The following is a 12,506-nucleotide window of genomic DNA, read 5'->3' on the forward strand; positions in this document are numbered from 1 at the left end:
AAGCCTTAAAGGAAATGGTCCTGGATATTGAAGAAGGCGCCGATATTGTGATGGTCAAACCCGCCATGCCTTATCTGGACATTATTGCCAAGGGCAAGGAACTTTCCTACTTGCCAATGGCCGCCTATCAGGTCAGCGGCGAATACGCCATGATTAAAAATGCCGTCGATGCCGATTTGATGGATCGTCGGGCTATTTTTGAAAGCCTGATCAGCATCAAACGAGCCGGAGCAGACATCATCATCACTTATTTTGCCAAAGAACTGCAAGCAATGCTGAAGGATTATCAGTGACGTTTTTAGCCAAATTTTTTAAAATTTGGTAAAGTCACTAAGTGCGAGCGTGTGGCTGGTGTAAAAACCAACGTAATTTTGGGCTGAATTATTCCTGATAAAAATCAGGAATTCAGATGAAAAATATGATCATTATAAATTGGAGAGATTATGAATCGAGAAAAATCAGAAAAATTATTTATTGAAGCTGAAAAGTACATACCTGGCGGTGTCAACAGTCCGGTGCGGGCGTTCAAATCAGTGGACATGCCACCGGTCTTTATTGACCATGGCAAAGGCGCTAAGATTTATGATGTTGATGGCAACGAATATACCGACTATATCTGTTCCTGGGGGCCACTGATTTTAGGTCATGCCTCACCGGTTTATTTTGAAGGGATTCAGGAAGCCCTGCAAAAAGGAACCAGCTTTGGAGCCCCAACCGCTATTGAGGTCGACGTTGCCAAGCTGATTACCGAAGCCTATCCCTCCATGGAAATGGTGCGGATGGTGAGTTCCGGAACCGAAGCCACGATGAGTGCGTTGCGGGTCGCCAGAGGCTATACCGGACGGGATAAGATCATCAAATTTGAAGGCTGTTACCACGGCCATGCCGATGGCCTGCTGGTTAAATCCGGATCCGGCACCCTGACCTTTGGGGTACCCACCAGCTCCGGGGTGACCCCGGGAACGGCTAAGGATACCTTAGTAGCAACTTATAATGATATTGCCAGCGTCAAAGCCCTCTTTGCCGAAAACCCCGGCGAAATTGCCGCCGTCATCGTCGAACCGGTAGCCGGTAACATGGGCGTTGTGGCACCCGATCTGGATTTTATGAAAGAACTGCGGGCGATCACTGAAGCTGAAGGAACGGTACTGATTTTTGATGAAGTCATCACCGGATTCCGCTTAGCTTACGGCGGCGCCCAGGAAGTCCTGGATATTAAGCCAGACATGACTACCTTAGGGAAGATCATCGGTGGTGGCATGCCCGTCGGCGCCTATGGCGGACGTCGGGATATTATGGCAACCGTGGCACCCTTAGGCGGCGTTTATCAGGCCGGTACCCTGTCAGGGAATCCCATCGCCATGAAAATGGGATTAAACACTCTGACCTATCTGCGGGATCATCCCGAAGTTTATACCGAGATGGAAGAAAATGCCAAGTTGTTAGAAGCTGGCTTTAAGGCTAACATCGAAAAAACCGGGGTCAAAGCCCAGATGGTCCGTTTCAAAGGCATGACCTGTTGCTTCTTTACCGATGTGCCCATCGATGGTTACGCCGCCGTCATGACTGCCGACACCAAAGCCTATACCAAATATTTCAAATCCATGCTGGATGCCGGCAACCTGATGCCGCCAGCCCAATTCGAAGGTATTTTCCTCTCCTCCGCCCACACCAAAGCGGACATCGAAAAAACCATCGCCGATCACTACCAGGCATTATTAAGTTTATAATAAATAAACAGTGAAGTTCAAAGACTAGAGACCAACAGATATGCTAGTACCGACAATTGTTACATCATGTTGTACGCATCGGGGCGGACACGGCGTAGCCTGTCCGATCCCGCAGCGAACAACAGATTAACAATTGGTCGGTACGGTAGTTCGAGGTCAACCTACAATGAGAAGTTTATCACTGTTATCATAATAAAAATAGGAGAACCATTTAATGGAAAAGAAAGCGTTACTGGTCATCAGTTTTGGTACATCTTACCCTGAGACCCGAAAAAAAACCATCGCGGCTACCGAAAAGCATTTGCAGAAAGCATTTCCGGACCATGATTTTTATCGAGCCTTTACATCCCGGATGATCATTAATAAGTTGAAAAAACGAGATAATGAAGAAATCGATGTTCCCCAGGAAGTCTTGAAAAAACTTAAAGAAGCTGGTTATACCCATGTACAGTGTCAGACCACCCATATCATCAACGGCTATGAGTACGACATTACGTTAAAAGAACTCAAGGCCTTTGAAAAAGACTTTGCATCCTTGACCCTGGGTCGGCCACTGTTAACCACGGTTGAAGATTACGAAGAAACCGTGGACATCGTGATGAAACAAATGCCTAAGCTAAAAAAAGGTGAAGCCCTGGTTTATATGGGCCATGGCAGTGATCATCACGCCAATTCCACCTATCCCTGCCTGGATTATATGTTTAAAATGAAGGGTTATGAGGACGTTTATGTGGGAACCGTTGAAGGTTTTCCGGAGCTGGAAAACATTGTGCCGTTGTTACAGGAAAAAAAATACAAAAAGATTTATCTGGCGCCCTTTATGCTGGTGGCTGGAGATCATGCTATTAATGATATGGCTAGTGATGAAGAAGACTCCTGGAAAACGGTTCTTGAAGATGAACGTTTTAAAGTCGAATGTATCCTCGAAGGCCTGGGTGAATATACCGGCATTCAGAACATGTTTTTAGATCATTTGAAGAAAGCACAACCCGTTACAGAAATGTAGGAATGGAATACAAGTGCTAAAATTAGAAATAAAGTTTAGGAGAAATTATTGATGAATACAGTGTATATGGTGGGTGCAGGCCCTGGAGATCCAGAGCTGATTACCGTTAAGGGTCAACGAATTGTCAACGAAGCAGATATTATTATTTATGCCGGTTCTTTAGTCAACAAAGCTATTATTGCCGGTCACAAAGCGGATGCCGAAATTTTTAATTCCGCATCGATGACCTTGGATGATGTCATCGCCGTGATTAAACGGGGAACTGCAGAAGGCAAAAAAATTGCCCGGGTTCATACCGGTGACCCATCCATTTATGGCGCGATCCGCGAACAGATGGACCGACTGGATGAATTGGGAATCCCCTTTGATGTGATCCCTGGAGTCAGCTCCTTTGTCGCATCAGCGGCAGCCCTTAAAAAAGAATTTACCCTGCCAGATGTATCCCAAACGGTTATTTTAACCCGTTTGGAAGGTCGAACTCCCGTTCCTGAAAAAGAAAAGCTGGAAGATCTGGCATCCCATCAGGCATCCATGTGTATCTTCTTGTCGGTGCAAATGATTGATGATGTCGTTAAGCGATTAATGAAACATTATGCCCCAACGACGCCGATTGCGATTATCCAACGGGCAACCTGGGAAGATCAGAAAATTGTCATGGGAACGCTGGAAACCATTGCTCAAAAAGTAAAAGACGAAAATATCACCAAAACTGCCCAAATATTAGTTGGTGATTTCCTCGGTGATGAATACAGCTTATCTAAGCTTTATGACCCCAGCTTTACCCATGAATACCGTCAAGGGGTGGAATAAAACCGTGAAAACAGAAAAATGGGCCATTGTCACCCTGTCCCAGGATGGCATGGTTTTGGCAAACCGGTTGGCAGAACATCTGGATGACCGGGAATGCCACATCTACACCAAAGACAAATACGCCAACGAAACCACAAAAATCATCGCCACCGATATTACGACCTTTATGGGCAGCATCATCGGGGCGTACCAGATCATCTGCTGCATTATGGCAACTGGCATTGTCGTCCGGGCGATTGCCCCCCATCTGGAACATAAATCTTCAGATCCGGGAATTTTGGTGATGGATACCAATGGCGAGTTTGTGATCAGTCTGTTGTCCGGCCATCTGGGCGGCGCCAACGATGCCGCCCGGCTGGTCGCCAAACGACTGGATGCCCAGGCCGTGATCACCACTGGCACCGATGTTAAAGGAACCATGGCCGTCGATGTGCTGGCCCAGAAAATTAATTGCACCATTGATAATTTTACTAATGCTAAAGACGTGACGGCGCTGATTTTAAACGGCGATCCGATTGCCTTAGTTAATCAGGAGAACTGCGACTTGGATGCGGTTATTCTGCCCAAGAACATCGAAACGGTGGACGATTTAACGGATCTAAATAATCTAAATAAATATCTGGGCGTCATCATGACAACGCTGGATACCAAAAAAACAGCACTGCCAATTCCTAGCGTAAAGCTGGTTCCCCGAAAACTGGTGCTGGGAGTGGGCTGTCGCCGGGATACCCCGGGAGATCGGATTATTCAGGCTATTCAGGAGGCTTTAGCGTCCCTGAATCTCAATGTCAAAGGTATTAAAGCCCTGGCTACCATCGGCTTAAAAGCCGATGAACCGGGAATCATTGAAGCCTGTACCTTCTTTGCCGCAAAAAAAGTCATCATTCCCAATGAAATGGTGCAAATGGTTCAAAGTCGTTTTGAAGCATCGGATTTCGTTTTTAAAACAACTGGCCTCTATGCCGTTTCTGAACCCTGCGGCTTTGTCGCCTCCGGCTTCGGAAAATGTCTGCTGGAAAAACAGAAACTGGGCGGGATTACCCTGTCGGTTTGGCTGGACGAAAATTAACAGAAATATAACGATAAACACGAAAGATAATTGCTTTGTTGTCTGTTTCGCACAAGCGGATAACAAAACTGATGTAGTATTGAAATAACAAAAACCTTGTAAAAAAAAGGAGAAAAAATGAGCAAAATTTATGTCACCGGGATTGGTCCCGGACTGTATGAACATATGACCGAGGCGGCCAAAGCCAGCCTGGAAGATGCTGATATTATTGTCGGCTACAAAACCTACATCGATATTATTGCCGATTTAATTGGCGACAAGGAAGTTCTATCTTCCGGGATGCGGCGGGAAATTGACCGCTGTGAAAAAGCCTTAGAGCTAGCTGAACAAGGCAAAAAAATCTGTCTGGTTAGCAGCGGTGATGCCGGTGTTTTCGGGATGGCTGGAATCATGCTGGAAATCGTTGAAGCCAAAAACAGCGATGTCGAAGTCGAAATTATTCCTGGTATTTCGGCCGCTAATGCCGCGGCATCAACCCTGGGCGCACCGCTGATGCATGACTATGCCGTCATCAGCCTCAGCGACCTACTCACCGACTGGGCCGTCATTGAAAAACGTCTTCACTGTGCTGGCGAAGGCGATTTTATTATCACCCTATATAACCCTAAAAGCAAAGGCCGTCCCCACAATATTGAAAGTGCCCAGAAAATTCTGTTAGAATACAAAGCTCCGGAAACCCCGGTGGGCATTGTTCGTAATGCCAAACGTAAAGACGAATCTTATGTTATTACGACCCTGAAAAAAATGAATGAAGCAGATATTGATATGTTTTCGATGGTTATCATCGGCAATTCCAAAACCTATGTGACCCGGGATCAGCTAAAAATGATTACTCCGAGAGGTTATCAGCTTTGATTCTGGTATTGGGAGGAACCCTTGATAGCCGATTATTAACTGATCGTCTGCTTGAAGAAGGGAAAGAAGTCTGTTATTCGTCGCTGACCAATATTGCTGCCGATCAGATCTCGGAAAACCCTCTGTTGACAAAGATTTCAGGACAATTGGATGCCAGTACGTTGCGGGAAACAATCACCATTTATAATATCAATCTCTGTATTGATGCCACCCATCCCTATGCCCGGGAAATTTCTGAAAACGCTATTTGGGCCTGCGATGCCATGAATATCGATTATATTCGGCTGGAAAGACCCTCGAATATCGACGAAGGGACGGATAGTGTCGCTTATAACAGCTATGAAGAAGCCCGGGATTATCTGGCTGGTGTGATGGGAAAAAGTGATCGCAATATTCTCCTGACCACCGGCAGTCGACAATTGGAAGCCTTTGAAGGACTGCCCAAAGATCGCACCTATATCCGGGTTCTGCCGACGGCAGGGGTGCTAAAAAAATGCGAAAACTTGGGCTATAAGCCGCGTCATATCCTGGCTCTCCAGGGTCCTTTCTCAGTGGAAATGAATGTCGCCACCATGAAAGAATACAACATCGGCTTCGTCGTCACCAAGGACAGCGGCGACATTGGCGGCATCCGTGAAAAGGTCGAAGCCGCTCGGCTGGTCGATGCTAAAATTTTATTTATCCGTCGCCCCCCCATCGCCTATCCCCAGTCTGTCGCCACTGTCGAAGACGCCGTCGCTTGCGCATTGAAAAACCACTAGAATTTTGACTTAAAAACAGCTAGAGTTGTTTTTAATTTTCTGCAATTTTGAAACATTGAACAATCGAACAATGATTGTTTTACGATCGGTTTCCACAACAAGAAGAAATCGCTATGCGAATTTCTTCTTGTTCGCGGGCAGTCGCCAACTACAAGCAAGCTTGTGATTGGCTCATTACCTTCACGAAAACAATTTTGTAACGTGTAGGCGAACAGGCGATAGCCTGTCCGCCGTACAGTGTAAAAATTGTTTCGTGCGAAACCGGTTGTAAAGCACACGGCACTTTAGTAATCACTACAGAAAGTTAAGAAAAAAGGAGAAAACATGGCAAAAAATATTATGTTTATGGGTACCGGGTCGTCAGTTGGAAAAAGTCTGATCACTGCTGCCATGTGCCGGATACTCGATAACCACGGTTATCATGTGGCACCCTATAAATCCCAGAATATGGCGCTTAATTCGTTTATCACCAAAGACGGCAAAGAAATGGGCCGCGCCCAGGTGGTTCAGGCCGAGTGCGCCCGGATGGAGCCGCAGGTTGAAATGAACCCGGTGTTGCTTAAACCAAATTCCGATGTCGGCTGCCAGGTCATCCTGATGGGAAAAGCCGAATTCAATATGGATGCCATGGATTATCATGCCCATAAACCCAAGCTGGTGGAGATCGTGGTTTCGGCCTATGATGCGCTGGCTGAGGGCAGAGATGTGATTGTCATCGAAGGTGCCGGTAGCCCGGCCGAAATCAACCTGCGGGATAACGACATTGTCAACATGGGACTGGCAGAATTGGTGGATACTCCGGTGGTGCTGATCGGCGACATAGACAAGGGTGGTGTTTTTGCATCGATTTATGGTACAATTATGTTGTTGCAACCGGAAGAACGAGCGCGGATCAAAGGCTTTATTATCAATAAATTCCGTGGCGATGTGGAGCTGTTGAAGCCCGGCATCAAAATGATCGAAGAACTGGTCAAGGTGCCTTGCCTGGGTGTTATTCCCTACAAACGCTTTGTTATTGATGATGAAGACAGTGTCAGCGAACGGTTTGATAATAATTCCGAAGGCCTGATCACGATTGGGGTGGTTTATTTACCGCACCTTTCCAACTTCACCGACTGTACCGCCTTTGAAATGCATCCCGATGTGAAGGTAGAATACTATCGTAACCAGCGCGATCTGCAGCTGGCCAACCCGGATCTACTGGTGATCCCCGGCAGCAAAAATACCATTGACGATACCTGCCATGTCATTAACAGCAAGATAGGCGATGAAATTCGTCGGATCCATGATTGTGGGGTACCAATTGTCGGAATTTGTGGCGGTTATCAACTGCTTGGTAAAGAAATTCGCGATCCCTTCCAGGTGGAATCAACCCGGGGCAGTATTGAAGGACTGGGTCTCTTAAACATTGTCACCACCATTGAAGAAGAAAAGCGCACGGTTCGGGCTTCTGGCAAGGTTCAAGGGAACTTCATGGGAATGGAGCTGGCTGACATGGAAGTGGAAGGCTACGAAATTCACATGGGCACCAGCGAAGCCTTGGATCAGGCCAAACCTTTTGCGATTCTCGAAGATGGTACCGTCGATGGCGTGATTGCCGAAGATGGCACCGTCATGGGAACCTACCTCCATGGGATCTTTGATAACGATGGATTACGGGAAAAAATCATTGAAGCTCTGCGGGTCAAAAAGAATCTCGAAGCCGGTCCCAGCGCCTTTGATTTTAAGGCCTTTAAAGAAGAACAATATGATCTGCTGGCAGAGACCGTGGAAGCGAATCTGGATATGAAAAAAATAATGGAAATCATTGGAGAAATAGAAAATTGAATTTAATTGAAGGACTTCCCCTGGGTTTAGGGGGAGGCTTTTGGTTTTTACTGATACTTATCGGCGTGTTGCTCGATTGGCTGATCGGGGATCCTCCCTGGCTGCCCCATCCGATCATCGCCATGGGGAAAACCATCGGCTTTTTAAATAAAAAACTAAATCAGGGCAAGCATCGCAAGGCCAAAGGATTTTTGCTGTTATTTTTAGTTCTGGGTCTGACCGGAGCCATTGTCTTTGCTCTGCAATGGCTGTTGTACAGCATCAACATTTATCTGTACATCATCTTTAACCTTTATCTGATTGTCACCGCCCTGGCAGCAAAAACCCTGGCCATTGAAGTACGCAAAGTGATGAGTGCCTTAATGGGTGGCGATATCGAAGTTTCGCGGGTTCAGGTCGGTTATCTGGTTGGCCGGGATACCTCGGAACTCAAAGAAAAAGAAATTATCCGGGCAACGGTTGAGACCACTGCAGAAAATACCATTGATGGGGTTCTGGCACCGATTTTTTATATGCTGCTGGGCGTACTGATGCCGATGCCCTGGCTGAATCCGGTGATGCTGGTAATGCTCTACAAGGCGACAAATACCTTGGATTCGATGGTCGGATATGTCCAGGAGCCTTATAAGGACTTTGGCTATGCTTCGGCAAAATTTGACGATCTGGTCAATTTGATTCCGGCCCGGCTCGGCAGCATCTTTATGCTGGTGGCTGGGATGCTTTTGGGATATACCTTTAATGATGGTTGTCGCATTTTTAAGCGGGATCGTCACAATCACAAGAGTCCCAACTCGGCCCATCCAGAATCGGTAGTGGCTGGGTTATTGGGGATACAGCTGGGCGGAACCAACCAGTATTTTGGTGAAATCCTGGAAAAACCCACCATTGGGGACGCTAAAACCCCGTTGGAAATATTGGATATTCGCGAAACCATTACCATTATGTATGGCAGCGAGGTTGCTTTAATGGTTTTTGCGACCTTAATGGCAGTGATTATTTATTCTTTTTAAAAAAATGGGAAATCATTGAGTTTAAATCATTGAGTTTAAATAAAATAATTGGAGTGTCAACATGAATAAACATGGCGGATATCAGGGCGAAAACAAAGAAATGCTGGATTTCAGCGTCAACATTAATCCCTTAGGAATACCCGCGGGAATCCGGAAAAAGCTGATCACCGGCATTGATGAATTGGTGAAATATCCGGAGATCACTGGCGTTTCAGCGATTGGGAAAATTGCCAATGATCTGGCGGTGCGGCCGGAAAATATCATTCTTGGTAATGGTGCCATTGAGCTGATCTATCTTTTTGCCCGCAGCATGGGGCCGGGGAAGGCAATGATTATTCAGCCGACCTTTAATGAATATGAACGGGCATTGAAGCTATACGGCTGGGATGTAGTCCATCATGTATTAACAGCGGCAGATGATTTTACCATTAACCCGGAGGCATTAGCGGCGGCCATCAAAAATGAAAAGCCTCAGGCGGTATTTTTATGCAACCCCAATAACCCCACCGGTCGGGTTTATTCCAAGGGTTTTATCAGAGAAATGTTAGAGCATTCGGCTCCGGAAATCAACTGGTTTCTGGATGAATCCTTCATGGATTTTTCTGACGAAAGCGGTAGTCTATCGTTGGTTAAAGAAGCAAGACAAGCGGTCTTTATTTTGAAATCCCTGACGAAGTTCTATGCCCTACCGGGTCTGCGAATTGGCTACGGGGTCGGGGCTGTTCCAATTGTCAAAAAAATGGAAAACTTTAAAGAGCCCTGGACTATTAATACCCTGGGGCTGATTGCGGCTACGGGTGTATATGATGAAAAAGATTATGCTAGACAGACTAAAACCTATATTCAGAGCGAACGGCAGCGGGTTTTTAAAGTGCTAAGTGAAATTGAAAGCCTGAAGGTTTATCCAAGTGGCACCGATTTTCATCTCTGCCAGCTATTAACGGGAACCGTAGCAGAGCTGCAAAGGGGCTTAGAAAAAGATGGCATGTCCATTAGAACCTGCGAAGATTTTATCGGTCTGGATGATTCGTATTTCAGGATTGCCATTAAAAAAGAAGCCGATAATACCAAGCTTTTGACTTTTCTTAAAAACTGGAGGAATGAGTAATGGGACAGTTAATATTTGTCACCGGCGGTGCCCGCAGCGGCAAGAGTACCTATGCCGAAAATTTAGCCCGGGAATCGGGCAAGCCAGTCGCTTATATTGCCACAGCGATCGCTTTTGACGATGGCATGAAGGATCGTATCGCCAAACATCAGGCGCAGCGGCCGGATCATTGGGGAACGATTGAACAGTATAAGGATTTTCAGACAATGACAGAAAACCCCATATTTCAAAAAGCTGAGATCGTTCTTTTTGATTGTCTGACGGTGATGACTACCAATAATATGCTGGATTTTCCGGTCGATTATGACAGCTGCGATATGGAAAAGGTGGGCGAAATCGAAGCGGCCATTAAGATTGAAGTGGAAAAACTGCTGGACGTCTGTCAGGATAAAACCCTGATTGTTGTTTCCAATGAGGTGGGCCTGGGTCTGGTGCCGGCCTACAAGCTGGGCAGCTACTTCCGGGACATCGCCGGGCGGATGAATCAGCTGGTGGCCGGTCGAGCCGACGAAGCCTATCTATTGGTGGCGGGTTTACCGATGAAATTAAAATAAATGACAGCAAAAGCCCATTTTCGGCGGCAATGATAATTGCTGAAGATATGGGCTTTTAGTTTGTCGGAAATAATAGGGGGAATAGACGATGAATCAAAAAGATATAAAAAATGAGCTGTTGGCTTTGGCCGATGAAAAATATCGAAAGTTTTCTAGTAGTTTGACACCGGGAACCGATACGATCTTAGGGGTGCGCTTGCCAGCGCTTAGGAAGATCGGTAAACGAATTGCCAAAGCGGACTGGCGGTCCTATCTGGAAACAGCCCGGGATGACAGCTTTGAGGAAACGCTGCTACAGGGAATGGTGATTGGTTATGCAGAAGTGGAACTAGCCGAACGACTGGCGCTGATCAAAGCCTATCTCCCCAAGATTGACAATTGGTCAATCTGCGACAGTTTTTGTACCGGACTGAAATTCACCAAACAACATAAAGAGGAGGTATGGCTGTTTTTACAGCCATACCTCCAATCCAATGAAGTTTACGAGATTCGTTTTGGGGTGGTGATGTTTATTACCTATTATGTGGAAGACCGTTATCTGGAGCCGATGTTTCGGAATTTTAATGCCATTGACTGTGACAACTATTATGTGAAAATGGCCGTTGCCTGGGCGATTACCAGCTGCTTCACGGCTTTTCCGGTAATGACGATGATTTACCTTAAAGCCAATGATCTGGACGATTTTACCTACAATAAAGCCTTGCAGAAAATCACCGAATCGAGGCAGGTAAATCCAGAGATGAAGGTGCGGATTCGCTGTATGAAACGAAAAAAGAAATGATATTGAAGAGGGAATTCACAGTGTGCAGAGACTGCGCTACATCGTTGTATAAAATGTATGGAACACCCCATTTATTGTTGTATATTTTGTAAATCAAATGAGGCAAGGGAAATTCAGCATGGTGTTCTTGTCGCCTATAAACAGGATTTTTCGAAGCATGCACCACATATAGATCGTCCCCCGGATCCGGATGTTATGGAACAGTATTCCTGTGTTCAAAGGCCGGTGTCACCAGTCCTTCAGGGGAAGCTGACCGCGGAACCCGCCAGGGCGATCAAACCCGATTAAAGGACTTATGCAATGCGGCATTAACCGATTTAATGGGCTATGATTAGCAAAAAAAATTACTGTCACGAGCTGTTTATTCATCTTTAAAATGACGGTAATGTGACAAAGACTGCCCAGTATTTTCGAATTCATCGCAATTCCATGAAATATCGCATCAAAAAAATCGAAAAAATTATGGTAGTATCGCTAGCAGATAGTGAAATAAAATTTTCATTGATGATGTTGTTCAAACTTCCAACTTATTTGGGCGATGAAAATTTACTGAAGGCTTAAGCAGAATGTGAACAATTGATATTTATTAGACGCAGTCCGGTAAATTGATTTATACCTGTTGTTTACTGGGCTTAGAGTGTTCGTATGGTTGAGTGCAGAGTGGTTCTTTTGATTAACGATTTTTAAACGTCTGACTTGTTAGTTGGACGTTTTTTTCTATCTTTTATTTCCTTTTAGTGATACAATAAAGCCATTCGAAGCGACTCTAGAAACAGTGAGGAGATGTATTATGAAATCAAACTATGCGTTTTTTTACGACTTTATCCTAGAACTGACGATGATAGCAGCTTCACCGAAGATTACCTTCATAACGTGAGTAATTCTTGCATCATCAAACTGGGGCTCTTTGGCGAAACGGTGGTCAACCAGATGATGGACTTTGATTTTTTTCAAATAAGTTAAATAACGAAGTTGAGGTAACCAATACGATGCGA

General features: G+C 45.6%; 13 protein-coding genes and 1 pseudogene. All 14 read left to right on the forward strand.

Going from position 1 to position 12,506, the window contains the following annotated elements; genetic code table 11:
- Window positions 1-293 (forward strand): annotated as a pseudogene (locus Q7J41_RS13615) (porphobilinogen synthase); the annotation flags it as partial.
- Between the two features lie 150 nt (window positions 294-443).
- Window positions 444-1,730 carry a glutamate-1-semialdehyde 2,1-aminomutase gene (gene hemL, locus Q7J41_RS13620; RefSeq protein ID WP_304888985.1) on the forward strand — a complete coding sequence of 429 codons (1,287 nt, stop codon included), beginning with the start codon at window positions 444-446 and terminating at the stop codon, window positions 1,728-1,730.
- Between the two features lie 214 nt (window positions 1,731-1,944).
- The gene (locus tag Q7J41_RS13625; protein ID WP_304888986.1) at window positions 1,945-2,736 is read left to right on the forward strand and encodes a sirohydrochlorin cobaltochelatase; all 792 of its coding nucleotides are present in this window, start codon (window positions 1,945-1,947) and stop codon (window positions 2,734-2,736) included.
- 48 nt (window positions 2,737-2,784) lie between these two features.
- Window positions 2,785-3,546, forward strand: coding sequence for a precorrin-4 C(11)-methyltransferase (gene cobM, locus Q7J41_RS13630; RefSeq protein ID WP_304888987.1), 762 nt, complete (start codon window positions 2,785-2,787; stop codon window positions 3,544-3,546).
- 4 nt (window positions 3,547-3,550) lie between these two features.
- Entirely contained in the window at window positions 3,551-4,615 is a 1,065-nt protein-coding gene (locus Q7J41_RS13635; protein ID WP_304888988.1) for a cobalt-precorrin 5A hydrolase, read from the forward strand.
- 117 nt (window positions 4,616-4,732) lie between these two features.
- On the forward strand, window positions 4,733-5,470 hold the full coding sequence (gene cobJ, locus Q7J41_RS13640) for a precorrin-3B C(17)-methyltransferase (protein ID WP_304888989.1): 738 nt from the start codon (window positions 4,733-4,735) through the stop codon (window positions 5,468-5,470).
- On the forward strand, window positions 5,467-6,231 hold the full coding sequence (cobK, locus tag Q7J41_RS13645; protein ID WP_304888990.1) for a precorrin-6A reductase: 765 nt from the start codon (window positions 5,467-5,469) through the stop codon (window positions 6,229-6,231). The genes cobJ and cobK overlap by 4 nt, the downstream gene beginning before the upstream one ends.
- Before the next feature lie 324 nt (window positions 6,232-6,555).
- Entirely contained in the window at window positions 6,556-8,058 is a 1,503-nt protein-coding gene (locus Q7J41_RS13650) for a cobyric acid synthase (RefSeq protein WP_304888991.1), read from the forward strand.
- Window positions 8,055-9,068 (forward strand): adenosylcobinamide-phosphate synthase CbiB, encoded by a 1,014-nt coding sequence (gene cbiB / locus Q7J41_RS13655; protein ID WP_304888992.1) that lies wholly within the window; start codon window positions 8,055-8,057, stop codon window positions 9,066-9,068. The genes Q7J41_RS13650 and cbiB overlap by 4 nt, the downstream gene beginning before the upstream one ends.
- Window positions 9,069-9,129: 61 nt before the next feature.
- On the forward strand, window positions 9,130-10,176 hold the full coding sequence (locus Q7J41_RS13660) for a histidinol-phosphate transaminase (RefSeq protein ID WP_304888993.1): 1,047 nt from the start codon (window positions 9,130-9,132) through the stop codon (window positions 10,174-10,176).
- Complete coding sequence (gene cobU, locus Q7J41_RS13665) at window positions 10,176-10,730, forward strand: bifunctional adenosylcobinamide kinase/adenosylcobinamide-phosphate guanylyltransferase (protein ID WP_304888994.1); 555 nt, start codon at window positions 10,176-10,178, stop codon at window positions 10,728-10,730. Before Q7J41_RS13660 ends, cobU begins: the two co-directional genes overlap by 1 nt.
- 88 nt (window positions 10,731-10,818) lie before the next feature.
- A complete protein-coding gene (locus tag Q7J41_RS13670) occupies window positions 10,819-11,511 on the forward strand; it encodes a DNA alkylation repair protein (protein WP_304888995.1) in 693 nt (230 codons plus the stop codon).
- A 387-nt stretch (window positions 11,512-11,898) separates the two neighbouring features.
- Window positions 11,899-12,072, forward strand: coding sequence for a helix-turn-helix domain-containing protein (locus Q7J41_RS13675; RefSeq protein WP_304888996.1), 174 nt, complete (start codon window positions 11,899-11,901; stop codon window positions 12,070-12,072).
- Window positions 12,073-12,294: 222 nt separating this feature from the next.
- Window positions 12,295-12,474, forward strand: a complete 180-nt coding sequence (locus Q7J41_RS13680) for a hypothetical protein (RefSeq protein ID WP_304888997.1) — start codon at window positions 12,295-12,297, stop codon at window positions 12,472-12,474.
- Window positions 12,475-12,506: the final 32 nt, after the last annotated feature.

It is taken from the genome of Acetobacterium sp. (assembly GCF_030652775.1).
GTDB lineage: Bacteria > Bacillota > Clostridia > Eubacteriales > Eubacteriaceae > Acetobacterium.